Here is a 25,780-nt window from a genome sequence, read left to right as displayed (position 1 = left end):
TTTATAAAGCAGCCGGCCGCAGGCCCTCTCCCTTGCAAAAACGCTTTTGCCCAAGGGGTTTATTACTATTTTCTGCACGGAAAAGGAATGAGACTTGTACCTTTTTTGATAAGTCCGATGAAATGCAACGAGGGTAGTTTTCATTGAAACTACCCTCGTTTGTTTAGAAGAGCTTTTTAAAATACTTATTCAATACCGATAATAAAGACCAGGAATTGTGATCCTTGAAATCATCCTCATCCCACCAGGCCGGAACATCTTTCATCTTTCTTATTTTGCTGGAATTTTCCCTGATTATAAAAGGTGAAGATGGAATTACCTTGCTGTTATCAACACCAGGTAAATTGCTGGTTGTTCCAAACTTTATTGGAGGCTTGCCGGAATTGGTTTTTTTGGCGTCATACATAATGGAATCTAATTTATAAAGATGTAAATTAAGAATTTTCTCCTGCTTAATAATTTTCACTTTCTGAATTTTATCTTCTTTCTTCATAATATGGAACCCCAGGCATATTAAAAATGGGACAGCAGAAAGGAGGCTAAATGTAAGTGCGTTGTAATAAAATGAACTTTTCTTAACAAATGCCCGGATGTTTGTTGTAAGTATACGTTCGAGCTCACCTACATATGATGCCTGTAGCTGTTTATCAATATTTTCCTGCCAATCAAATGATTGTTTTTCGATTAACTGCTCATATTCCCAACGAAGAGTATTATAATACCTCTTCGGTGAGCCGAGATATGCAACATCTTCGGGAATAATCAAACGTATAGTAAAGTATAATGAAAATGAGAATAGCCCCACAAAGATCACGAAACTGCTAATAAATAACCAATGCGTAATCTCAGACTGAAAGAGATCCTGACAGATAGGAATAAAGAAAATTGCAAGTGCGGAATAAACGATTACTATATTGGTAAGTCTTTCCAATATTTTCTGATAGGCAGAAATATATTCTTCTATTCTCTTTTCATTTATCTCAATGAGATACTCAAGATCGTAAAATGATTTTTGACTCATAGTGGTTCAATTTGCAATCCCTATGAGGTTGAGAAGAGAATACCTGACACAAGTATACGTAAAATATTTAACTAAAACGGCAACACCGTCGACTGTTTAATATACCTCATTACAAAAGAACTCTGTATCTTGCTGATATTAGGAATCACTGAAAGCTTCTTCGTAACAAAATCATTAAACGCATCCGGATCTTTAACCACAACTTTCAGTATCACATCAAATATCCCACCTGTAACATAAGCCTCCATAATCTCATCCAGCACAGCTACTTTTTCCAGAAACTCCTCAACATATTCTATCCGCTGACTATTCAACGCAACATTCACAATAACCGTAAAATTCAACCCAACTTTCTTATGATCAACAAGAGCAACATAATCCTTTATATACCCTTCATTCTCGAGCTTTTTAATCCTGTCGTAGACAGAAGTACGGGACATATTCAACCGCTCCGTCAGCTCAGTAATGTCAAACCGGCAGTTCTTCTGAAGTATCCTCAACAGCTCCAGTTCTTGTTTACTTAACTCTTCCATCGGATTTTTTTACTAAGCTAAAAAAATAAAACTACTTTCGTAGAAAGCACAGCGCTTCGCTAAACATCTCAGCTTAGCCCGCAGGACCAGACCACTCCAGGTAAAAAACTTAAATCGGTACGCCGCTGTTTTCAGGAATTATATACAAAAGTTATCTTGATATCTTACACATTGTTTTGTTTATATATAACTTTGTACGCCAACGGCAGCACCGTTAAGCTATCTTGTAACCGGTCATGTTATCAACCACCTGAACATAATCAAAGAAAAGATACTTATAGAACAGAACGCATAACCTTAAGCACATTATTTACTCTAAACATATCCTTATGTCGGATTCCGTTAAAGGAACTGTAAAACGCCGGATTGAATCTATCGACCTTCTCCGGGGAATTATCATCATCATTATGGCACTGGATCACACCCGTGATTATTTTCACGCCTATTCCTATATCAATGATCCAACAGACCTGCAGCACACAACCGCCCCCATCTTCCTTACCCGATGGATCACTCACTTCTGCGCACCCATTTTCATGCTCCTGGCTGGTACTTCCGCCTGCCTCTACGGACTCAAGAATGGCAAAAAAGCCCTTTCCGGATTCCTCCTCACAAGAGGTCTCTGGCTGGTAATAGTGGAGGCACTTTTCGTTACGCTGGCATGGACCTTTAACCCTCATTATCCTGTTTTCATCCTGCAGGTCATCTGGGCATTTGGCATCAGCATGATGACGCTCTCCCTGCTCATCCATTTACCACGCCCGGTACAGTTGTTCATTGGAATAGTGTTAATAGCAGGGCATAATGCTTTGGATAGTGTTCACATTACCGGCAACAATGCGCTGACATTCTTATGGTCTGTTTTACACCAGCCCAACTTTGCAGGATTCAATGTAGGTTTTTCTACTATCATTGTAGGTTACCCGGTTCTCCCATATATAGGCATCATTACCTTAGGCTATTGTCTCGGTAGTCTGTATACACAGGGCATAGCCCCGGAAATCCGTAAAAGATCACTGCGCAACATCGGTATCGGAGCCATCCTCCTTTTCATCGTCTTAAGATGGACAAATATTTATGGTGACGCCGCGCATTGGTCAGCACAGAAAGATTTCCTGTTCACGGTCTTCTCCTTTATCAATACAACAAAATACCCACCCTCTTTTCTCTATATACTCATGACCCTCGGTCCTGCTTTGCTCTTCCTGGCTTATGCAGAACAGCCGCTGAACAAGCTTACCTCTAAGGCAATCGTCTTTGGCAGAGTACCTATGTTCTTTTACCTCGTGCATATCCCGCTCACACATGGCATGGCCATCATTGCAACTATGCTGACAGGGTTCGGTGCCGGGAATATGGTAAATCTCACTACCTGGGTTACATCCAATCCTCAACTGAGAGGATATGGATTTTCTTTACCTGTAGTGTATATTTTATGGGTAGTGATAATAGTGGGTCTTTACCCGTTATGCCTTCGCTTCAGCCAATACAAACAGGCAAACCAGGCAAATAAAAAGTGGTTAAGTTATTTTTAGTGTAATAAGACAGGATCCGCGGGAAATATTTTTTTTAAATTTCATTTGGAAAAAATATTCACTTTGTTATAAATTAGCTGGCCTTTTTTAAAGGCGCTTTTATTTTATTAATGAATTTAATTATTTGTTAGTTTTATGTTAGCGCTAATTCGTCAATCGCGGCGAAACAGGGGCCGCGGATCCTGCTTTTACAACCTTTTTGGTCTTATTGTTGTATTTTCCTTTATCCCACTTTCATTCAAGGGAAGTCCACCCACAAACATCCGGGCTACAACGTTCACCGCCCGCCTGATCAACCTGGAAGCCACCGCCAAAGAAACATTCAGGTACAACGCTTCCTTACACAATGGCAAAGGGCATACCGCCATCTTCGAACTCGCCGCCCGCGTGCCCGCCGGCTGGAACACAGCATTCCGGGTAGAGGGTATGCAGGTCACTTCCTTCAGACTGGACTCAAACAGAACACAGGACATATCTATCGAGTTCACTCCCCCGCCTGCGGTACAGCCAGGTAAATACAATATTCCGGTTACTGCCACAGCGGAAGGAGATACAGTACTGCTGGAATTGGAAGCAGTGGTCAAGGGCACATATACTGTCGAACTGACAACCCCCGACGGACGGCTGAGCGATGACATCACAGAAGGCAGCCGTAAACCCGTTCACCTGACTATAAAAAACACAGGCTCCCTTCCCCTCGATGGATTGGAGCTATCCGCACAATCACCCCCCAAATGGGATGCAACCTTCGATCCCGCAAGAATTGAGCGGCTGGAACCCGGCAAATCCGCAGACGTAATTGCAATGGTACATGTACCAGACAAAACGATTGCCGGCGATTACGTAACAAACTTCTCTGTTAAAAATGCCAATACAAGCAGTAACGCCTCTTTTCGTATGACCGTCACCACCTCCCTGCTCGCAGGATGGCTGGGCGTAATGGTGATATTGCTGGCTGTTGGAATTATCTATTACCTGATCCGGAAATACGGCAGAAGATAAGCGTGTTTACATATGGAAAACGCAATTATTGAACTGGAAGGATTAACGAAATTCTATGGTTCTCTGAAAGCTGTAGACAACCTTCATCTCAAAATTAAAGCCGGCGAGGTATTTGGCCTGTTAGGACCCAACGGTGCAGGTAAGACCACCACCATATTGATGATGCTGGGACTCACTGAACCTTCCGCAGGTACAGCAAAAGTATGCGGCTTTAACGCTACCCGTGACCCCATCAGCGTAAAACGAAAGGTTGGCTACATGCCCGATAACGTAGGGTTCTATGACAACATGACCGCTTTCGAGAACCTGTTGTATATCGCCAGGTTAAACGGACTGGGAATAGATAATGTGCATGATCGCGTACAGGAAATGATGGAACTGGTAGGACTGGGCGCCGCCATGCACAAAAAAACAAGCGCCTATTCCCGGGGAATGAAGCAAAGACTCGGCCTGGCAGATGTATTGATCAGGCAACCCGAAGTGATCATCCTGGACGAACCAACACTTGGTATCGATCCAACCGGCGTAAAAGAGTTCCTTCAGCTTATTCGGGAGTTAAGCCGGCAACAGGGCATCACCGTACTGCTTTCTTCTCACCACCTGCACCAGGTACAACAGGTTTGTGATCGCGTAGGGATCTTTGTCGGCGGTAAGTTGCTTGCAGAAGGAAATATCCATCAGCTCTCCCAAAACCTGTTTTCTGAAGAATCCTGCCTGGTAACTATAACGCTTGCAGATACACCGCCTGATACCGCGGAATTGGAATCTATGCTGTCGGAAATAGGGGCTGTCAGGAAAGTAACAGTATCTGGTAACGGCGTTGATATTTCATGTGTGGAAAACATCACTCCTGAACTGGTAAGACTTTTTGTGGAAAAAGGTTTCGGAATTACAGGGGTATATCGGAAAGAATACGGATTGGAAGAAATTTATCAACAGTATTTTGATAACAATCTAACTGAAAACGTGTCTCATGGAAAGTCCAGCGGTTTATTTCAAAGATCTTTTTTCAGGAAGACTGCGAATTAAAAAAGCAGCAAGGTCAGAGGCTGCATTTTACAACCGGCCATTTGCGGTAATGGTACGTAAAGAAGTTGCCGATCATATTCGCAGCTGGCGGTTTATTGTATTGCTTATACTTATTGTACTGACTTTCGCGGGAGCTATGTATGTTTCCCTGAGTAACCTGAAAGCGGCTGTATCGAATGAAAATGATCCTGACCATCTGTTCCTTTACCTGAAACTACTGACGGCAACAGATGGCTCCCTTCCTCCCTTTCATATTTTCATGAGTTTCCTCGGGGCTCTTCTGGGAATCAGCCTGGGGTTCGACGCAATTAATGCAGAACGGAACAATGGCACGCTGATCAGGTTACTGGCACAACCCGTATATAGAGATAATTTGTTACTCGCCAAATTTGTAAGTGCATTGATCATTGTGGCGGCCTTATTTTTATCACTTAGCCTGTTGATGATTGGCGGCGGGTTGGTCATTACCGGCGTCCCGATTGAAACAGCAGAGGTTTTCCGGATATTGTCTTTTGTTATACTTACCGTGCTGTATGTTGGCTTCTGGTTAAGCCTGGCCATCCTGCTTTCCGTAAAGTTCAAACAAGCCACTACATCGGCGCTTACAGCTATTGGTATATGGTTGTTCTTTACTGTTTTTTACAGGATCATCGTAAATATGATCGTAAGGTCGTTCTTCCCTGATCCCAACCTCCTGGCGCAGGACGATATTCTTTTTTATAACAACCTGATACTCGACCTGCTCCGGTTAGCGCCCAGCCAGCTGTATACCGATGCCACAACAACCCTGCTGATGCCTTCGGTCAGAAGCCTTGGCCCCCTGACCATGGAACAAATGGCAGGAGCTATTCCCTCTCCTCTGCCTTTCCGGGAAAGTGTATTGATCGTATGGCCTCAGGTCAGCGGGTTACTCGCTTCAACAGCAGCCTGTTTTGCATTGGCGTACTTCTGGTTTATGAGGAGAGAAATAAGGACCTGAAGCAGCAATTAAGGTTACTCGTTCTCTCCCGGATGTAAAGACCGGGAGAGAACGAGTAAAAACTATAATAGTGCTCAGCGCCAAAGTCAGTTATTACAGGAATTTATGAGATCCCATATTCAGCGCCTCATTACCAGGCCCTGACACGAAATTGAACAATTTTATGGCTTTAAAGAACTACCACCTCGCTATCTCCCTCACCCTCGCCAGATGATGATCATCATGCTCAGCTACAAAATATGCCAGGTCTATGATCCTCATCGGCGTTTTCAGCCTTGGGTGTAATGCCGATCTTTCCAGCTGTTCATCCGTCAATGCCAACAGCTTGTTCACAAAGGCTTTCCTTTGCTCCCTGAACCGTTGCAGAAGCGTAACCGTTTTTGCAGAATTATGATCAGCTGTATGCGTGGTCTGGTTAGTCAGATCTGCTGCTCTCAGTTCAGTTCCTCCATTTACCAGGTCATCTATTCTTCCGTACCACAATGGCTCCAGGTCGCCAAGATGTCCTATTTCCTCTTTAATGCTCCATTTCCCTTCCTGCTTTAACGTCAGCAGGTCAGGATCTAATGTGCCTATTATCTCCTCCACACGGGCCGGAGTGCCACTAAGTCTTTCTATGATTGTAGGCAACAGCCCGTTATCTTCAATGACAGGGAACGTTCTCTTAAACCATTCAGTTCTTTTCATGGTGTAATGAATATGTCAGACTCAAATGTAGAGAAATTTAGGTTAGTGAATTTCAACCAGGAATATTGTATGTATATAAATTGTTATATTTGAATATGTATAAGATAACTATCCTGAAAACACTTTTTTCCCTGCTGCTGTCAAACTCCCCGGACAAGCCAGCATATGTCAGTATACCTGACACTGTTATCACAGTCAACCATTCCAGTATCCAAACCGGCACTACTACCCCGGCAGAGCTGATAACATTCTCTAAAACACTGAAAGGCATCACTTATAAATACAGTTCAACCGATCCCAAAAAAGGATTCGACTGTTCCGGCTTTATAACATACGTATTCAATCACTTTGATATAAAAGTTCCCAGGACCTCCACCGGTTTTACTAACGAAGGAAAAGAAGTAAAGCTCGCGGAGACCCAACCCGGAGATCTCATTCTCTTTACAGGCACAGACAGTACCATCAGAACAGTAGGACATATGGGAATTATCACCCAATCGGGCGATAAAGTGGTCTTTATCCACTCCACCTCAGGAAAGGCATACGGGGTCACAGAAACAACGCTTAATCCCTATTACATGGGAAGATTTGTAAAAGTGATCAGGGTTTTCTGAACACCGTTACAACTCTTATATGAAATCCATAAGCATGCTTATCTTTGAATACTATATCAAACAATAAATTATGGATATTAAATCGCTGTCACTGACATTGCCATCGCCTTTAGACGCAGTATCAGCTATATGCACAGTCCCCCAAAAGCCCATCTGCATGATGACCCTGGCCCATGGCGCCGGTGCAGATATGAATCATGCTTTTATGGTAACACTGTCAGCTGCCCTGGCCGAAACAGGCATTGGAACATTAAGATTTAATTTCCCTTTTACCGAACAAAAGAAGAAGAGACCAGACTCTCCGGCTGTAGCCCAGCAAACGATAGCGGCTGCTATTGATAAAGCACTTGAATTATATCCCTCACTTCCCCTGTTTGTATCAGGAAAATCCTTCGGTGGAAGAATGTCCTCACAATACTTATCAATAAACCAGCGTAAAGATGTAAAAGGAATAATATTCTATGGATTTCCACTACACCCTGCAGGCAAACCTTCCATAGATCGGGCGGAACATTTGAAAAACGTAAAGGTGCCAATGCTCTTTTTACAGGGAACGAAAGATACCCTTGCTACATGGGACCTGATTGAGACCGTATGCCAGTCGCTAAAGAAAGCAACATTAATAAAGTTGGAAGATGCCGATCATTCTTTTAAAGCCGGTAAGAAAAAAGATACAATGCCACTGTTAACAAAGGCAACAAAAGATTGGATAGAGAAGAAAATCAAATAGCTCCCAATTTAATTATTCCCCGTCTCCTTAAACTTCCTGGGAGAAACACCCATGATCTTTTTAAACACCCGGGAGAAATGATACTGATCATCATATCCTAATTTTGAAGCAACAGTTTTTATGTTGTAATCACTTTCCTGTAACAACTGGCTTGCCTTTTGGATCTTAAGAGAAGTAAACAGACTGATAGGAGAGTATTTGGTTTTTTCCCTGAATAGAGCCGATAAATGAGAAGCTGATATATTTACAGCAGCTGCAAATTCTTCTAGGGTCAGGTTTTTATCCAGGTTGTCCTTCATCAGTGCAATAACGGTTTGAATAGAATTACCTTTTTTATCGGCGGTCTTTAATTGCACTTGCTTAAACGAGGTTATAAAAGCATACAAATTACAATTTGCATAAACAATGCTTTCCGTATTGTTCATAAATTCCAGGTGATGCAGGATATCGTCAAAGATCATCTGCCGCATTGGCGAACGGGCAACCGTTTGCGGGCCTGCTTGCTTCCGCGGAGTTAAAAAGCGATAAAGATGCTCAGCCTGCTCTCCTGTAAAATGTACCCAATAGATACTCCACGGCTCTTTATCTGCTGCCCCATATTCGTGTCCCTGTAGCTTTGGCAGTATAAAGTATTGATCGGCTTTTACCATAAATGTCTTATCATACAACCGGTACCATCCTTCTCCCTCAATACAATAAATGAGGATATATTGAGTACATCCTTTAGGCCGCTCCCTGTTGTGCAGTCCTGCATGCGGATAAAATCCAATGTCAGTAATATATAATTTCCGGCACAGCGCATGCGTTGCACAAAACCTCTTCGTAGCTTCCGGCAAAATACAGGATAGCTGGCCTTCAAAACCCTCGGAAAGCTTTTTTATGGCGTATTTATTGTCCGGCATAATATCCATCCTTTTTATAAGGTGAGCATAAATTAACCATATTTTTACTAAAAAAGAGATAATAATTTTATCCATCAATTTCCCTCTTTTTTCTATTGTTTAAATATGCAAAATGGCGAACCTTTGACTTTAACAAGTATCTGTATATGCAAAATTCCACGACATATAACAATCGGTTTATTCTCCGGGTATCTTTTATATCTGCTCTTGGCGGATATCTTTTCGGGTTTGACTTTGCCGTGATAGCCGGGGCATTACCATTCCTGAAAGCTCAATTCGGATTTAATGAATATTGGGATGGATTTGCTACCGCCTCCCTTGCCTTAGGCTGTATGCTGGGTTGTCTGATAGCTGGTAGAATTGCGGACAGATACGGACGAAAGCCCGGGCTCCTGCTGGCCGCAGGAATTTTCTTCATCTCCTCAATAGCTATGGCGCTCTCGCCAGACAGGATCTTCTTCGTCTCCTGCAGGTTGATCGCCGGAATAGGTGTCGGCATGGCTTCCACATTATCTCCGCTTTACATCGCAGAAATCGCTCCCGCAGAAAGCCGCGGCCGCATGATAGCTATCAATCAGCTTACCATCGTACTGGGAATCCTGATCACTAACATCGTCAATTATCTTCTGCGCAATGAAGGCGTTGATGCCTGGCGATGGATGGTAGGACTGGGAGCTGTCCCTTCAGCATTATTCCTGACCGGCGTATGCTGGCTGCCTGAAAGCCCCCGCTGGTTAATGAATACCGGGAATACAGATAAGGCAACAAAAATATTACTACGTATCGGCGGCACGCATTATGCAAATACCATCATCGAAAAGAATACGCCGGATAATAGCAGAAAAGGTTACGCAGGATTATTTTCCAAAGCCGTTCTGCCGGCTTTACTGATAGGTATGGTGCTGGCCGTCTTTCAACAACTCTGCGGCATCAATGTCGTATTCAATTTCGCCACTACCATTTTCCAAAGCGTCGGCTTCAACCAGGACGACCAGCTGAAACAAACAATTTTCATCGGCATCGTCAACTTGCTGTTTACCATATTAGCCATGTGGCAGGTAGATAAACTCGGCCGAAAACCACTGATGCTCCTGGGTGCCGGCGGACTGGCAATCCTCTACGTTGCCAGCGCCTTCCTCCTTCAGCAGAAGTCTGGCCTCGCCGCCTGGACACTGCTGGCCAGCATCGCTGTATATGCTATGTCATTAGCGCCGGTAACCTGGGTGCTGATCGCAGAGATCTTTCCCTCAAAGATCAGAGGAATAGCAGTATCCGTTTCAGTGCTGGCACTATGGTTCGCTTACGCCATTCTCGTATTTACTTTCCCCATTCTGGCCAGCCGGCTGGGCACTTATACACCCTTTTACCTCTATGCCATCATTTGTGTGCTGGGCTTCCTGTTCATCTACAGGAACGTTAAGGAGACAAACGGCAGATCATTGGAAGATATCGGGGATATCACTCCTGGTCATTAGTGGCATCAATATTACTAATCAGAAAAACAAATAATAATGCAGGTCAAAGCATGGAAGGAATATGTTGTGATCCCCACCTATAAAGTAGGCGATCCCGATAAGAACCCGATGTTTTTAGAAAAACGTGTTTACCAGGGCAGCAGCGGCGTGGTATATCCCCATCCGGTCATCGATAAAGTGTATGATGAAAAAGAAGATAAAGAATGGACAGCCCTTTACCTGGAAAACGATTATATCAAAGTAATGATCCTGCCGGAACTGGGCGGAAGGATCCAGATGGCTTACGATAAAACGAACAACTATCACTTTGTTTATCACAACAGCGTTATTAAACCTGCACTGGTCGGTTTGACAGGCCCCTGGATCAGTGGTGGCATCGAATTCAACTGGCCCCAGCATCACCGCCCTTCCACATTCGGTCCCACAGATTACAAAATTGAAGAACATGCCGACGGAAGCAAAACAGTATGGGTCAACGAATATGAAGTAATGTTCAGAACACGTTGCTCCCTGGGTTTCACACTCTATCCTGACAAAGCTTACATAGAACTGCACGCTAAGCTGTATAACAGAACGCCATTCCCGCAAACCTTCCTCTGGTGGGCCAATCCCGCGGTAGCCGTAGACGAACATTATCAAAGCGTTTTCCCGCCCGATGTGCATGCTGTGTATGACCACGGTAAACGTGACGTAAGCTCTTTCCCCATCGCTACTGGTACTTACTATAAGGTCGATTACTCCCCCGGCACAGATATCTCAGTTTATACCAACATACCCGTGCCTACTTCTTACATGGCGGTAAACAGCTCCTACAACTTTGTAGGAGGCTACCACCATAAGCGCAAAGCAGGACTGATGCACGTGGCAAACCACCATGTCAGCCCCGGCAAGAAACAGTGGACCTGGGGAGCAGGGGAATTCGGTAAAGCCTGGGACCGCCAGCTGACAGATTCCGATGGCCCTTATTTTGAACTGATGTGCGGCGTATACACAGACAACCAACCCGATTTCAGCTGGATCATGCCCAACGAAGTGCGCGAATTCCATCAGTACTTCATGCCCTATAAAGAGATCGGCTACGTAAAGAATGCCTCTACAGATGCCATGCTCAATTTTGAGATTAAAGGCCAAAAGGCAGAGATCGGCGTGTATGTCACGAGCCGGCGACAGGTAAACATAAAAGTCACAACAGGCAATACCCTGCTGTTCAGCAAAGATGTACACCTGTCCCCCCATGCAGCATTCCTGGATACATTTTCCCTTCAGAACGCTGCCCTCGAACCGTCATCTTATACCATTACCATCAGCGACGAACAGGGAAATGAGATACTGTCCTACACCCCGGAAAAGCCCCGGGAAAACGCCTTGCCGGATCCCGCGAAAGCCATACCATTACCTGCCGATGTAGATACAGTGGAATCACTGTACCTGGCAGGCCTACACCTGGAACAATACCGCCACGCTACCTATCGTCCTGAGGACTATTACCTGGAAGCGCTCCGCCGCGATCCTTCAGATATCCGCACAAACAATGCCATGGGACTACTACGCCTGCGAACAGGCGCTTACGAAGAAAGCAAAAAACACTTCACCCGTGCCATTGAAAAGCTGAACAAACACAATCCGAATCCCTACGATAGCGAACCGCTCTACAACATGGGCATAGCCCTATGCTACCAGCGCCGCTATAACGAAGCTTTCCCATACCTGTTTAAAGCTACCTGGACCACATCAGTACAGGATAAGGCTTACTTTGAACTGGCAGCTATTGAAGCTTACCGGGGTAACTGGACATCCGCATTGCAACTGATCGATCGCTCCCTTACCAGGAATCAGAACAGTCAGCAGGCAAAACACCTGAAGACTATCATCCTGCGCAACCAGGGTAAACACCAGGACGCACTGACACATTGCAGGCAAGCCATCCACCAGGATCCTTTTGATTTTGGAAACTACTTTGAACATATACAGTTACTGACACTTACCGGGCAACCGGAACAGGCCACCAGGGGCACAGAAGAGCTACTGTCCCTGATCGGCGGACGGGAACACACCTTCCTGGAAATAGCGATCGACTATGCCCGGACAGGACAATATACAGCCGCTTATGACCTGCTGGCCATCGCAGATCAACAGGGTGCCCTGTTACTTTGTTACCTGGGTTTTTACGCCTTACAACTCGGACAAAGAGAACAAGCCGGTCAGTGGTGGACAAAAGCATTTGCCTGCTCCCCGGACCGCGTTTTCCCCAACAGACTGGAAGATATCGAAGTGCTGAATGAAGTGCTCAAACATCGCCCCGGTGACTATAAAGCTCATTTCTACCTGGGAAACTTCTTCTACGCCAAAAGACGCTATGAAGACGCAAAAACACATTGGGAAAAAAGTATCCGCCTGCATGACGCATTCCCTACCGTTTTACGGAATCTTGGGATCGCCTGCTTCAACAAATTTGACAGGAAGGACGAAGCCCTGCGCCTGTTCGAAAAAGCATTCCTGGCAGATCCGCAGGATGCCCGTGTATTGTACGAGCTTGATCAGCTCCATAAATTGATGCAGGCATCACCAGCAAACCGCCTGTCTGCATTACAGCAACATGAAAATATCCTTAAAGAACGCGACGATTTATTCATTGAATATATAACGCTCCATACGTTAACAGGACAACCTGCTAAGGCCCTGCAACTGTTACAATCCCACAAGTTTCATCCCTGGGAAGGAGGGGAAGGCAAAACCTCCAACCAGCATATTGCCATCCACATCCAGCTTGCGCTTAATGCTATAGCAGATGGTGATTACGAAAAGGCTATAGAACTATTGCATGCAGCTCAATCATACCCTGAAAACCTTGGAGAAGGAAAACTCTTCGGCGCCCAGGAAAATGATATCCATTACTGGATAGGCTGCGCCTGCGAAAAGATGGGCAGACAGAACGAGGCTATCGCCAGCTGGGAAAAAGCTTCCGTTGGATTGAGCGATCCCGGGCAAGCCATCTTTTACAACGACCAGCAGCCGGATAAAATATTCTACCAGGGACTAGCCTTGCTGAAACTCGGCCGGCCGGCAGAAGCCGATCAGCGATTCGCACGACTGATCAAATATGGCGAAACCCACCAGGACGATATCGTTCGCATGGACTTCTTTGCCGTATCTCATCCCGACCTGACTATCTTTGAAGATGATCTTACACGGCATAATGCTATTCACTGTTATTACCTGCAGGGTTTAGGATGGCTCGGGAAGCAGGAATATAAAAAGGCAGCAGAATTCTTTCATAAGGGACTAAGTCACAACCCGGCGCACCTGGGCATTCACCTGCATGAATCACTGAGATCGAAATGGGCTGCAACTACTGAAATACACACTGAAAACAGGCCTGCTTAATATTTAGTTCCCTGGTGTATATATTTTATCTGAACAGGTTTGAGTTGTTGATAATTGGTATCGGGCAGGATGATGTTCATCTGAATTTTGTGAATAAATCACTCTTTAAAAGAAAAGATATGAAAGTCAGGAAAGAACAGATCCGCTTGAAACAGAAGGGAGATAAACTGATTCTGTTGATCGATAGCCAGCAACAGGCAATCGTCCGGAAGAATGCAGTAAACGCATCTGATTGGGAGAAATTATTGAATACACTTACAATTTAAACTGGCAATATGTTCACAATTATTGTCTGCTTGACTTGCTGACTTCTTCAAGTGTCATTTTCCTGAGCTTGCTATATGTCGCATCACTTACCTTTTTATAGTAAGCATATGTTTTACCATTCCATCTCCATACAGGAAATTCAAAACCTGGTCCTCCTATCAGCAGATCAGGATATCCCTGGTAGGAGGTCGCAAGCACATCTGGCGTAGTGCCGGGAAAGCCCAAATTATTTGTATAGACTCCGGCAGCATTTTTAATGAACAGGGCAACACTGGACCCCGCTGCTCCGGATGTGTAAGAATTCCCAAACACAATAAAGATTTCGTCCTTACCATCTTTATTGAGATCTGTAGGATAGACAGTCGCTGCAAAGGGATACTCCTTACTATCTTTATCCAGCGCAAATGGTTCATTCTGATTTCCGGAAGGTATAAAACCAAGTTTAGCGGCAATCTGGTTTTTATCTGCCGCCGTTAGCGTAGTCTTAATATCCTTGAATAATAGTGATGCTACAGCATTTTGATTATTCTGCCGGCTGAATAATGGATTACTCAATAAGAAAGCAATCATTGGTAGAAGGAACTTTTTCATTGTACTGTATTTTAAAAGGACAATGCAGGATTAATTGCTCGCTTTAGGGGGAAGTATAGTAAAACCTGGTTGACAATCTGTTTATGTGAAGTGTTCTTAGTGAAGCTACTACAATTAAGTGGGAAACCGAAAAAATATTACAGGTAGTGCACCAATTTGAATTCTTAGCTGGGCCGTAAACCCAGAAAGGCCGGCCCTTAGGCCAGCCCTTCTTTGAATACAGTCCTGATGTATTAAATGCAGTATTTAATTCGATGTAACGCGGTACACACTGTTTCCCGTATGAGATACAACATACACTTCCCCGCTTTCAGTTTCCCCGAAATCCACAATTCCTGTCGGAGAAAGTGTTTGAGTAGTAACAGTCCATGCAGAGCCATTAGGAACGATCTTATAGAAAACGCCGGAATAGAAATCCGCACTCAGGTAACAACCCTGTAAAGCCGGGTATGCAGTTCCTCTGTAAACCACACCTCCTGTAATACTTGCAGCAGGATTCTGTGTAGCGTAAGCATGCACCGGGAAGATATAATTTGTTCCATTACATCCGGAGGTATTATATGCGGCATTCCCTTCATAACAACGCCATCCATAATTGGCTCCTGAAGTACCAGCTGCTGCGCGGAAATTGATTTCCTCCCACGAATCCTGTCCTACATCACCTATCCACATGTCCTGGGTAGCTCTGTCAAAGCTCCAGCGATAGGGGTTACGTAGCCCATAAGCATATACTGCATTTGAAAAAGGATTACCTGCAGGAATGCTGTAATATGGAGCAGTGGTGGAAGTATTAACAGCCAGGCGCAATATTTTCCCCAGCAGAACAGAGGTATTCTGCGCGTTGTTGGAAACATCACCGCTGCCGCCGCCATCACCGGTAGATAAATACAGGTACCCATCACTGCCAAAGTGGAGCTCGCCTCCATTATGGTTTGAATAAGTAGGGTGGGGGATGGTCAGTACGATCACTTTGGATGCCGCATTCAGCGTATTAGGGTTACTTGTGCTTACACGATACCTGGCAAGCTCAAGATTACCTGCTGTATTGGTATAATAGACATAAACGAACCCATTCGTTGAATAGTTAGGGTGAAAAGCCATGCTAAGCAGCCCTCTTTCACCATTAGTACTCACATTTGACACAGTACCAAACACAGAAATAAAGTTAAACACAGAATCATACACTCTTATACTACCGGTTTTCTGCGGAATAAAAATACGTTTACTGCCGTCACGGACATGCACAAACTGCATCGGACCACTCAACCCGGAAGTAATTACCGGCGTCAGCGATATCTGGGGTGCCGCCGCCAGGGTCGTTGTCTTCTTTAAAATGTTATCTTCTTCTGTTTTACAGCTCAGCATTAAAACTGTCAAAAGGGCTACAGACAATAGTTGCCTGGGAAATAGAGTTGATAGATTTTTCATACTTTGAGGGTTAAGAATTTAAAAAAGGGTCTCATCAGGACTGATTAGTGGATAGTTTCCGTACTTACATTTTTCTGCATTATCCTAAATATACCCAATTTATCAGGAGTATCTCTCCCCTCAGCATATAAAAATTCTTTTAGTTAGATTCTTTGTTCCCGGAGTTGCACCAGTATTTCAGTGTAACGTTCAATCATATTTAACTTTTCAGGCAATGATGCCGCAGAACATTCTGCGGCATCAATATATGCATAAAATCAATAACTCAACGCCTTTTCAGCATTGATCTGGCCATATCCAAAATAAGGGTCCTTCCCCGGCGCGCCATAATCATCAGCTGATCGTCTCAATATCGCATCTACAATTACTGAGTTCGCCCACGGATGTTTACCATATATCAGCGCAATTACCCCCGTTGCATGAGCAGCTGCCAGTGCTGATCCATAAGCCCACCATGAATAAGGAGAATTTCCCTCGTCTGAAGGAACATAGAAGCCAGTGTTGTACACATAATTGAAGAGGTATTCATAATTGGCAAACCCGGCTACCTCTGCAAACGCGCTGAAATCGGTCCGGGGATCGTAATTCCCGCCCGGTGCTCCGAAACGAACATAAGACTTCCCATAATTTGTAAAGTATGATGGAACATAAAGGGAAGTGTCATTGTTAATACCCCAGCCATTAGGCCCGTTAGATCCTATGCAAAGCACCCCCAGGGCAGCAGCGGGGTATATTGCAAAGTCTGTCTCAGTATCGAAGTTGATACGGTCGTCGCCTGCAGGGGCAACAAGTGTAGCTCCGCGAAGGTTGGCGTAAATGGTCGCGCGGTTTAGTGCAATGACCAGGTCTTTAACGTCACGGTCATACACCACTTCATAGTCATCTCCCGGATAGGAAGGAGTGCCATTGTCGTCTGTATAGGTCTTACGCGGCAGTTTTCCTGCTACATTCATCTGGATCACGTTAGCGCCTTTTTTAACAGCATAACAGATCCCATTTATCAGGGTACTCCAGGGAGCCTGAGGTGTCGTTATGTTATCGGAAAGGATCTTGATGAGTATCAGTTTCGCTTCCGGGGCAATACCTACTACTTCCCTGCCATCATGAGCCGCTGCAATAATACCGGCGGAGAAGGCGCCCCGGCTAACATATTCGCGCTGTCCGAGAGCTGGAAATGGCTCAAAGGGCTCATCCGGGACCAGGTTAAGCGTGTCAGTAACCTGGGAGGCTGTCTGCCCGTCAGTAAGCAGAAAGCCTCCATCCAGTATCGCCACTTTGGCGCCATTTCCCTTATAGCCTTTCGCCCAGGCGCCATAAGCGCTGACAGACTGCATATCCCACTGTAATACGCCATAAGGGTCACCCGTTGGCGCAGGTATTAACTTCGACGCTTCCGCCTGTTTACTGATTAACTTTGTTGCCGGCGCTTTAGCTATTTTAACAGGTACCTGCCAGTCGGTCTTAATATCTATGACAACTGATTGTACGCCGGTTATTTTTCTGGCTCTTTCAGGAAAAGTAGGATCGGGCGTCTGTACATAAATAAGCCCCAGTTCAGGAACTACACCTTTTACTTTGTAGTTGACCGCTTTCAGGCCTTCCAGGCTTTCCGCGATCTTATCAGCTTTTTCTCCTTCCTGCGCAATCACTATAAAGGTCCTGTCCTGTTTAGAAGTGCCCGCCACAGTTTCCCTGTTAGTGGCGGCAATGTCTTTGTCGTCTTTACTGCATGACACAATAGAAAGAATAACCGCACATAGCGGCATAGCAATGAATAGTTGCAATGTTTTCATGGTAATTCAATTAAATGGTAACTTAATTAAGGTTAATCTGAATAATAATTGGCAATGGCTCTCGATCTTATCTCCTTGAGGTTCTACATGAAATCTATACCAAGATAAATAGATTTCTGCATTAATCAGCGGTATGATATTTTTGGGCAATTTTTCCAGGTTACCTTATCACCACCCGCTATAAATAACACAAAGTAGAAATGCCATTTTATATCTTTGCATCTTACTTAAGATTTTAATACTATGGCAAACCCATATATATCCCTGTTACGTACAGCCTGGAAGTACGCACGGAAGGAACGGAAGAAGTACGTACTGGTATATGCCATGTTTATAGTTTCCGCTATTATTTACGCATTATATCCAGTGCTGCTGGGATGGTTTATCAGCAAGATCCAGCAGGATACGCAGCAGGTGCTGCACTATGCCTTCTTATACGCTGCCAGCTATTTCGGCCTTAAAATGCTGGAATGGTCTTTCCACGGCCCGGCCCGCGTTATGGAACGTGAGCTCGCTTTTAACCTGAGCCGTAACTTTTTACAGGAACGGTATCACCAGGTATTACATCTGCCGGTAAAATGGCACCAGGACCATCACAGTGGCGCCACAATTAATCGTATACGTAAAGCATATGATGCACTGAAGAACTTTTTTGATCATGGCTTTATGTATTTACGGGCGGTGGGCAAGCTCATTTTCTCCGTAGCAGCCATTATATACTTTTCACCATTATTTGGTACTATCGGCGTTGTGCTTGGTGTCATCACCATCTGGGTACTTTTTAGATTTGATAAACCTTTTATCCGCACGCTGGACGAGGTAAACGAAAAGGAACATGTGGTATCTTCAAACCTGTTCGACAGTCTTTCCAATATCATGACTGTGATCACCCTCAGGCTGGAAAAGAGCATGGAAACCGGACTCCTGGCTAAAGTACACCAGATCCTGCCGCCGTTTAAGAAGAACATCCGGGTCAATGAGTGGAAATGGTTCGTAGCAGATATACTGATAACCATCATTTATTGCGTAGTAACAGTAGGGTATATCATGCAGTACTGGCAGCCGGGAAAGTTGTTTTACGTAGCAGGCCTGGTTACCTTACTGGGATACGTGAACCAGTTCACCAGCGTGTTTTATGACTTTGCCTGGCAGTATACGGATATAACTCAATACAACACCTACGTACAAACGGCTTCCAATATTGACGAGGCTTTTAAACAACACCACCGCCCTGATGCTCCTACAGATCTGCCGGATACCTGGCAGTCTATCCGCATAAAAGACCTGAACTTTTCTCACCGGGAACAATATGATGCCGCACATGCGCCGCAAAGCCTGCACGGACTGAATATCACGATATTCCGTGGCAAACGTATTGCACTGATAGGGGAGAGTGGTAGCGGTAAAAGCACGCTCTTGTCATTACTGAGAGGATTATATGATCCGCAGCCAGGTATGGAGCTTACGGTGGATGGAAAACCATACGACCTGGACACTCTCAATGAAACGGTGACCCTCTTTCCGCAGGAGCCGGAGATCTTTGAGAACACTATCGCTTATAATGTTACCCTCGGCCTGCCTTTCAGCGAAACAGATATCGAGGAGGTATGTGAAAGCGCACATTTTACAGAAGTGGTCAAACAGTTGCCCCTGGGACTGGAATCTGATATACGTGAAAAAGGAGTGAACCTCTCCGGCGGACAAAAACAGCGGCTGGCTCTTGCCCGTGGCATACTCGCCGCTCGCGAAAGCGAAGTCGTGTTGCTGGACGAGCCAACCAGCAGTGTAGATCCCAGAACGGAAGCCATGATCTACAACAAAATATTCAAAGCCTTTGCAGATAAAGCAGTCATATCTTCCATTCATCGCCTGCACCTGCTGGCGCAATTTGATTATGTATATGTACTGCAGCAGGGAAGTATTGTAGATGAAGGCACTTTTGAGCATCTGTTGAACAACAGCCTGATTTTCCAGGAACTATGGAAACATCAGAAAGATGCCATGGGGAAACATTAGTTGCGCATCAGTGGGAATTTCAGCTGGCCGCAGGCCCAATCTCCCTTATTAAAAAATCAGCTGCATGCAGTAAAAAAGTCTTCTCTCAAAAACCAGCTTTTGCGGAATACATGTGATTGCTATAACTATGTTTGAGTTGTCTCATCACTAGTCTGACGCTGTTAACTGTGTTTTCCGAAAACGAATTGGTAAGAATAATATATGCCAAACCCTTTTTACGATCTATCTGAACAAGGGAGTAGTAAGTTCCTGCGGTGCCTGAATGTGTCGAAAAACTGTCGCCATTCTCATAAACATTAAACCATCCTAAGGAATAATCAGGAATGCCCTCGTGAATGAAATGATAGGTGGACGATTTCAGATAGTTATTATGTCCTTTTAAACCATCAAGATTTAGCTGAATGAACCTGATATAATCTTTCAGCCTGATATTAATGTCGCCGGCCGGTTCCGTATAATCCAGGTGATAATCTGTATTTGAAGGCACTGGCGCCAATTTCCCATTTTCTTCTGTATGGCCCCAGGTATCTTTATTTTTCTGATTCTCCGGCCAGGAGAAGCCGATGTTCAGGTGCAGGTCATGATTAAATCTATTGATCATTAATTGTTCCCATGTCTGGTTAGTAACTTTTTCGATCATCAATGTGGCCAGCGTATAACCTGCGTTCGAATAGATAAAATGGTGCGTTGAATCTGGCTTTACCGGCTCCTGCTGCAGCACAAATTTTCCAAATAGTCTTCTCTGCTGCTGTTTCGTTCCCTTAAAACCGGGAATAGCCGGATCATTCTCTCCCTGGAATGGTTGAATCATCGCCCGGTGAGACAACAGGTCTTTAAGAGTGATATCATAGTATTCCTTTCGCGAAGTCCTTTTCCAATCCGGGAAAATATCGAAGAACTTCGTAGTCCACCTCAGCGCACCTTTTTCAACATATTTTGCGATCATAAAAGCAGTCATCGCTTTAGTATTGGAACCAATATGAAACCGGTCATTCAGCATTGCGGTGTCTGGCAGATTGACCGAGTGATGGCCAAGGGCAGAAGTCTCTAAAATGGCTTTATCATTGATAACCGCATAACTAAGCTCAGGAATGTGATTGGCCCTTCTTACAGAATCGGCATATTGGAAATTTTGCTGTGCAGAACTTATTGCTGAGATGAACAGCAATGCGAAAAAAGTTGCACTGAAGATGATTCTTGTCATTTATAACAGATGATAGAAAATTTAATTACTGTCCCGGTTCTATTATCGCAAAAGAAAAGATGAAGTAAGCTTTTTATCTCATTTTGATGAATGTGGATATCCTGTTAATTTCTCTCTTCCCGTGTACCACTTTTGCCACACGTCGTGGTGCAGAATAGCCACACATATGCGTATCAAAAATGCGCCACATATGTGTGCTCAAAGTGCATCACATTGCGGTGCTAAAGTGCACCACATTTATAAACAATATAAACAATTATAAACAAGAGAGAAACACGCGCGCGCGTTTTTTTTTAGTTAAAAAAATAAATTAAAAATTCCGCCGCAAAAAAATCTTCCTCGCCGTCGCGCAGCAGTCGCGCCCGGAAATCTCATATAGCAATTAGTGCGCAGTCTTTTTGCGCAGCTTACTAGATAGAGAATTTATTTTTTACCCCGTTTTTTTTTTCACTTATCCCCCTTAAATTTGCGCAAAGCCCTAAAAACGAGCATTTTTTCACAATCATTATAAATATGCGACACGATGATTTATCGTTCTTTAGCCAAACTATCAATGTTGATCTTAAGAACACCCTGACAGCCTCCAGCGGTGAAACCGCCAGCTTTATTCAGTCAACCACGACTAAGTTGACAACCTACAGGAACAACTTCATTGGCAACTTTAACGCCCGTTTGTATGGAAGCATATCTGATGCAAAGCAGATCGGCCAGCACATACAGTTTTGTCAGCGTGAATTAACCCGGCTCATCGACGATGTCATACGATGCCTCCTACTCGGCGGGAATATACGCTGCGAAGGAGCAGGAAATAAATCATTTTCTCCAATTTATCTGTAATACCCTTCAGGACCTCCTGAATTTTTTGCACAGGGAATACCCCCGGTTTATAGATCCGGACTGCAGGATACCGGCAAAAGATATCCCTGCATTGTCCGATGAGCTGATGTTCAGATGGAGCTCAATACAGGACACTTTCGACAGGAAAGGCATAGACGCTGAACTCTCAGATATCCTGGAGGAGCTTTTCTTTTCCTTTAAGACTGATTATACAGGCAACAGACAGGTTACGCTCTATGAGGCAGGTTATCTCAGGATGTTGTTGGATGAGCTCTGGCTCTTTGCCGGGGCAGATGAAGAAGGAGAGCTGCATCCCGTTTACCAGCTGAATCTGCGGTTACAGTCAATCAATTTCAACCACTGGAAATACGTAAACTATTTCACGGGCTTTATGGAGAAAGAGATTGAGTGCATAGACGATCCTGATGAGAAGTTGATGCAGATCATCCTGCTGCAAAAGAAATTAGCCCGGTTGCCCGGAAAAGCAAACAAAGGATTTAACCCGGAAAATGAATCTCTCAAAGATCAGACGTTGAAATGGCTGGATACGGAACTGCATTACTGTGAAACCTTAAGGAGGCTTAACATAAAAGAACAGCCTCAAAAAAAAGCAGGTAAGTGGGACGGCTTTAAGATAGAAACCAATCTGTCCGTCGCCGAAATAGGCTGTTTCGTTAAACTGTTATCCGATAGCAAGGTGATTGTCCATGACAACAAAAGCCAGCTGTCAGAATTTGTAGCTGATTTTTTTACTTCCAAACGAAACGGGACCATTGCTGCACACAGTCTCCGGAATAAGATGTATATAGGCGATACCGGTGTTATAACATCTCTGAGAAATAAACTGCTGGGGCTGTTAAACTACTTGAAATAGACAGTATATCAGTATGAATTTTTAGCTGGCCGCAGGCCATTTCCTCCTGCTCCCAAAAAAGAGTTTTGCCGGAAAGCAAAACTCTTTTTTGGGAGCATTTTTTTTGCCTTGTATATCTTAAAACAGTCTCCCGGTTAGATCATTTTAAGGCGTGCTATAAACAATTTTAAAAAAATAATTGATTGATATTTAATTAGTTGAAAGGGGTGGTGCCACCCTTGCCACTGTTCTCGTGTTGTTGTTATCAGTTCCTTTGTATCACAAAACAAACAACAACACAAAAAATGAAAAACAAGTTAACACCATTGAATGAAACCTTGTCGCTGAAAGAGGTGCAGGCCCTCCTGGATTCCCAGAGTTTAACCCATCCCCAAAACAGAAGTAAGGCTCGTCAATTACTTGAAATGGTCACAGTAACTGAGACCACCAGCTATGTTATGCACGGCAACCGTGTTATTCCTCACAGCACTAAAAAAACACTTGTCCTATGGGTACCCCGTCCGCAATAAACTATATCGGGCACCTGAATGCTTTTTACCAGCGTACCCGTAACGATCATCGCCTCAGTTCAACCGATGTGGCATTGTACCTGGCACTATTCCATATCTGGAACAACTGGCACTTTAAGAACCCTTTTGCCGTGCGGCGGAATGACGCCATGAAGCTCTCCCGCATCGGTTCTGGTAAGACATACAATGTCAGTCTCAGAACCCTCCAGAAGTGCGGTTACATTGTTTACCAGCCTCCGGAACAACCTTTTATGCACAGTACTGTCTGCATACAGCCGCTGACGGAAATAGCCGTACCTGCACAGACTCCCATCCGGGAGAAAAGGAGCGGTATCGCACCAGACATAGAGGACGTAAAATGCTATTTCATGTCCCATGGACATCCTGCCGATGAAGGGGCCCGCTTCTTCTACTACTACCAGTCTATCGGCTGGTCTAAAAGAGGAAGCCCTATAACCGACTGGAAAGCCGCCGCGCAAAAATGGATGCAGAATATCGAATCATTTTCAAAACCGAAGGGAAGGCCCAGCCACCTTCATATTAACCAGAATAAGAACTATGGAGAGCCATTATAATTACGGATCAATAATCGATCACATCAGGCAGAGATGGAAAGAGAAACACGGCTTTGAATTTAAGATAACAGAGACAGACAAGCCTGTTATCAACAAACTGCTGGCCTACTTCCTGAGAGATGAAGAAATGGCTGCCGCAGCGCAGCTGGACCTGAGTAAAGGAATTATGCTGACAGGGCCTATAGGTTGTGGCAAGACATCCCTGATGTCTTTGATGAATGAGGTCTGTTCCCGTACCCATCAGCATCTTTACAGGTCCGGTAGGGACATCAGCATCGAATATGGAAGATCAGGACTGGACGTGTTGTATAAATACACCAGTAACTCCTTTTTCCCCTATACCAGTGTACCGCGTGTATATTGTTTCGATGACATCGGACTGGAGCCCAGAATGCCTTTCTGGGGCGACTTTAACGTAATGGCCGAGATACTGCTCACCAGGTATCAATTGATGATGTCCCGGAGGATGGTCACCCACGTCATCACTACCTTATCAGCAGAAGAGCTGGAACAACTGTACGGCAATCGTGTCAGAAGCTGCTTTCGTGCAATGTTCAATCTTATTGCATACAGCCATGATGCACCGGATAAGAGAAAATAAACAGGGGAAAGATCCCTTTCTGAAAGAATTAAGCTGATTAGCTGGTGGATTAGTAGTATACAATGTAACAGGCCTGGTACTCTTACCGGGCCTTTCTTATACAAAAAAGGCGCCTCAATATTATTGAGACGCCCTTTACATATCAAACTACATCACCGTAGGTTTACGGTGTTCCCGACACCGCTACAATAGCAAGCGCATTGAAAGTACCATTCTTCAGGCTGTAGGATACACCATTCACCTGTTGAATGAACTGAATGCCCAGCGCCACGAACAGCGGCTTGGTACTGTTGGCGGTTACCGGTACCGTAAGGTTCAGCGCTGCTGTAGCAAGACTGTTGATCGGTAGCTCATTACTTTTAGCAACACCGTTAACATAACTGGCTGCTTCAAAGTCGATCTCCGCGCCACCACAGGAAATAACAAAATGTGTAGCTCCTCCTGGTACAGCAATCATCTGAGCCGGAATAAAGGACGGTATCTCTACTGTCAGGTTACCGGTTGCACGGTCAATATCGCTAATGAAAGGTGCAAACAGTGTGCTCTGTAATGTACTGCCGGCATTGAATTCAAAACCGGTCAATAACTCAGCTTCACCATCAATCACATTCCGCTGACCTCTTACACTGGTAAGATCCGCTTTGATCACCTGTGAAAATGCCTGTACCAACCTTGCCGTAGCCAGGCTATCACTTGCATTCTGCATAAGCGACCGGAAAGATACTCTCAGAAGTTTACCTGCTTTACAGGCTCTTTTAAACTCCTCGCCGTTTTCCCGGGTCCTCGCAAATGCCGGATCACTGGCAATCCTGCTGGCATCTATGCCGCCTTTCTCGCGTACAAGATAACCACCTGATCTGCTCTTATAGAAAGTGAGATTTCCTAGGGTACCTTTAATTGTTAAAATACCTGCTTGTTGAGCCATTTTTTTAAAGTTTTAATTTTGTAAAAAGGTACTTGTATCAGCCGTACCCGTTAGGCTGCATTACTGCGCAGGAAATGTTATATTTGTAATTACATATCAATACTACGGCGCCCAAACCATTGTAAAAAATAACCTTGCCGTATTTGCCGATTATGCATAAAACAATACCTGATCGTATAGTGATTTATGCCCGTGATATTATAAACATAACAGGTTGCAGTGAACGTGCTGCCCGCTATTTATTGCAAAGAATAAGAAAAGCCAATAAC

At 44.4% G+C, this 25,780-nt stretch carries 23 protein-coding genes; 14 read left to right on the top strand and 9 right to left on the bottom strand.

What is annotated here, in order from left to right:
• Positions 1-163: 163 nt before the first annotated feature.
• Together GO493_RS14495 and GO493_RS14490 are read right to left on the bottom strand one after the other, a co-directional pair.
• Positions 164-1,021: a hypothetical protein gene (locus GO493_RS14495; RefSeq protein WP_157306920.1), complete on the bottom strand. Its 858-nt coding sequence runs from the start codon at positions 1,019-1,021 to the stop codon at positions 164-166.
• A gap of 71 nt (positions 1,022-1,092) precedes the next feature.
• On the bottom strand, positions 1,093-1,554 hold the full coding sequence (locus GO493_RS14490; RefSeq protein ID WP_157306919.1) for an Lrp/AsnC family transcriptional regulator: 462 nt from the start codon (positions 1,552-1,554) through the stop codon (positions 1,093-1,095).
• 329 nt (positions 1,555-1,883) lie between these two features.
• On the opposite strand from GO493_RS14490, the gene GO493_RS14485 reads away from it, so the two are divergent.
• The 4 genes from GO493_RS14485 (at position 1,884) to GO493_RS14470 (ending at position 6,099) form a co-directional block, all read left to right on the top strand.
• The gene (locus tag GO493_RS14485; RefSeq protein ID WP_157306918.1) at positions 1,884-3,089 is read left to right on the top strand and encodes a DUF1624 domain-containing protein; all 1,206 of its coding nucleotides are present in this window, start codon (positions 1,884-1,886) and stop codon (positions 3,087-3,089) included.
• 135 nt (positions 3,090-3,224) lie between these two features.
• On the top strand, positions 3,225-4,091 hold the full coding sequence (locus tag GO493_RS14480) for a COG1470 family protein (protein WP_157306917.1): 867 nt from the start codon (positions 3,225-3,227) through the stop codon (positions 4,089-4,091).
• Between the two features lie 12 nt (positions 4,092-4,103).
• Complete coding sequence (locus GO493_RS14475; protein WP_157306916.1) at positions 4,104-5,120, top strand: ABC transporter ATP-binding protein; 1,017 nt, start codon at positions 4,104-4,106, stop codon at positions 5,118-5,120.
• A complete protein-coding gene (locus tag GO493_RS14470; protein WP_157306915.1) occupies positions 5,065-6,099 on the top strand; it encodes an ABC transporter permease in 1,035 nt (344 codons plus the stop codon). Before GO493_RS14475 ends, GO493_RS14470 begins: the two co-directional genes overlap by 56 nt.
• A gap of 177 nt (positions 6,100-6,276) precedes the next feature.
• Here GO493_RS14470 and GO493_RS14465 read toward each other — a convergent pair whose 3' ends face one another.
• Positions 6,277-6,786 (bottom strand): DinB family protein, encoded by a 510-nt coding sequence (locus GO493_RS14465; RefSeq protein ID WP_157306914.1) that lies wholly within the window; start codon positions 6,784-6,786, stop codon positions 6,277-6,279.
• A gap of 95 nt (positions 6,787-6,881) precedes the next feature.
• On the opposite strand from GO493_RS14465, the gene GO493_RS14460 reads away from it, so the two are divergent.
• Together GO493_RS14460 and GO493_RS14455 are read left to right on the top strand one after the other, a co-directional pair.
• A complete protein-coding gene (locus tag GO493_RS14460; protein ID WP_157306913.1) occupies positions 6,882-7,400 on the top strand; it encodes a C40 family peptidase in 519 nt (172 codons plus the stop codon).
• A gap of 70 nt (positions 7,401-7,470) precedes the next feature.
• A complete protein-coding gene (locus GO493_RS14455) occupies positions 7,471-8,130 on the top strand; it encodes an alpha/beta hydrolase family protein (protein WP_157306912.1) in 660 nt (219 codons plus the stop codon).
• 8 nt (positions 8,131-8,138) lie between these two features.
• On the opposite strand, the gene GO493_RS14450 is transcribed toward GO493_RS14455, so the two are convergent.
• Positions 8,139-9,032, bottom strand: a complete 894-nt coding sequence (locus GO493_RS14450; protein WP_198315713.1) for an AraC family transcriptional regulator — start codon at positions 9,030-9,032, stop codon at positions 8,139-8,141.
• 146 nt (positions 9,033-9,178) lie between these two features.
• Here GO493_RS14450 and GO493_RS14445 point away from each other — a divergent pair, with 146 nt between their 5' ends.
• From GO493_RS14445 to GO493_RS14435, 3 genes are all read left to right on the top strand, one after another.
• Positions 9,179-10,507, top strand: coding sequence for a sugar porter family MFS transporter (locus tag GO493_RS14445; RefSeq protein WP_157306910.1), 1,329 nt, complete (start codon positions 9,179-9,181; stop codon positions 10,505-10,507).
• 36 nt (positions 10,508-10,543) lie between these two features.
• Positions 10,544-13,891, top strand: coding sequence for a DUF5107 domain-containing protein (locus GO493_RS14440; RefSeq protein WP_157306909.1), 3,348 nt, complete (start codon positions 10,544-10,546; stop codon positions 13,889-13,891).
• Between the two features lie 119 nt (positions 13,892-14,010).
• The gene (locus GO493_RS14435) at positions 14,011-14,157 is read left to right on the top strand and encodes a hypothetical protein (protein WP_157306908.1); all 147 of its coding nucleotides are present in this window, start codon (positions 14,011-14,013) and stop codon (positions 14,155-14,157) included.
• A 19-nt stretch (positions 14,158-14,176) separates the two neighbouring features.
• Here the strand turns inward: GO493_RS14435 and GO493_RS14430 are convergent, their stop codons facing one another.
• The 3 genes from GO493_RS14430 to GO493_RS14420 form a co-directional block, all read right to left on the bottom strand.
• Entirely contained in the window at positions 14,177-14,749 is a 573-nt protein-coding gene (locus GO493_RS14430; RefSeq protein WP_157306907.1) for a hypothetical protein, read from the bottom strand.
• Positions 14,750-14,995: 246 nt separating this feature from the next.
• Complete coding sequence (locus tag GO493_RS14425; protein WP_157306906.1) at positions 14,996-16,177, bottom strand: PQQ-dependent sugar dehydrogenase; 1,182 nt, start codon at positions 16,175-16,177, stop codon at positions 14,996-14,998.
• Between the two features lie 257 nt (positions 16,178-16,434).
• Positions 16,435-17,970, bottom strand: coding sequence for a S8 family peptidase (locus GO493_RS14420; protein ID WP_157306905.1), 1,536 nt, complete (start codon positions 17,968-17,970; stop codon positions 16,435-16,437).
• Between the two features lie 243 nt (positions 17,971-18,213).
• Between GO493_RS14420 and GO493_RS14415 the strand changes: the two genes are divergently transcribed.
• Positions 18,214-19,986, top strand: a complete 1,773-nt coding sequence (locus tag GO493_RS14415; protein ID WP_157306904.1) for an ABC transporter ATP-binding protein — start codon at positions 18,214-18,216, stop codon at positions 19,984-19,986.
• Positions 19,987-20,071: 85 nt separating this feature from the next.
• Here the strand turns inward: GO493_RS14415 and GO493_RS14410 are convergent, their stop codons facing one another.
• On the bottom strand, positions 20,072-21,190 hold the full coding sequence (locus tag GO493_RS14410) for a serine hydrolase domain-containing protein (protein ID WP_157306903.1): 1,119 nt from the start codon (positions 21,188-21,190) through the stop codon (positions 20,072-20,074).
• Between the two features lie 754 nt (positions 21,191-21,944).
• On the opposite strand from GO493_RS14410, the gene GO493_RS14405 reads away from it, so the two are divergent.
• The 4 genes from GO493_RS14405 to GO493_RS14390 all read left to right on the top strand — a co-directional run bounded on the left by GO493_RS14405 (position 21,945) and on the right by GO493_RS14390 (position 24,586).
• A complete protein-coding gene (locus GO493_RS14405) occupies positions 21,945-22,901 on the top strand; it encodes a hypothetical protein (protein ID WP_157306902.1) in 957 nt (318 codons plus the stop codon).
• Between the two features lie 284 nt (positions 22,902-23,185).
• Positions 23,186-23,410, top strand: a complete 225-nt coding sequence (locus GO493_RS14400; RefSeq protein ID WP_157306901.1) for a hypothetical protein — start codon at positions 23,186-23,188, stop codon at positions 23,408-23,410.
• The gene (locus GO493_RS14395; RefSeq protein WP_157306900.1) at positions 23,389-23,985 is read left to right on the top strand and encodes a hypothetical protein; all 597 of its coding nucleotides are present in this window, start codon (positions 23,389-23,391) and stop codon (positions 23,983-23,985) included. Before GO493_RS14400 ends, GO493_RS14395 begins: the two co-directional genes overlap by 22 nt.
• Entirely contained in the window at positions 23,969-24,586 is a 618-nt protein-coding gene (locus GO493_RS14390; protein WP_157306899.1) for a P-loop NTPase family protein, read from the top strand. Before GO493_RS14395 ends, GO493_RS14390 begins: the two co-directional genes overlap by 17 nt.
• Before the next feature lie 163 nt (positions 24,587-24,749).
• Here the strand turns inward: GO493_RS14390 and GO493_RS14385 are convergent, their stop codons facing one another.
• Positions 24,750-25,511 carry a hypothetical protein gene (locus GO493_RS14385; RefSeq protein ID WP_157306898.1) on the bottom strand — a complete coding sequence of 254 codons (762 nt, stop codon included), beginning with the start codon at positions 25,509-25,511 and terminating at the stop codon, positions 24,750-24,752.
• Positions 25,512-25,780: the final 269 nt, after the last annotated feature.

It is taken from the genome of Chitinophaga tropicalis, from assembly GCF_009758205.1.
GTDB classification, from domain to species: Bacteria; Bacteroidota; Bacteroidia; order Chitinophagales; family Chitinophagaceae; genus Chitinophaga; species Chitinophaga tropicalis.
Note: the sequence above shows the minus strand (reverse complement) of the source record. Positions and strands in the feature narration are given on the sequence as shown.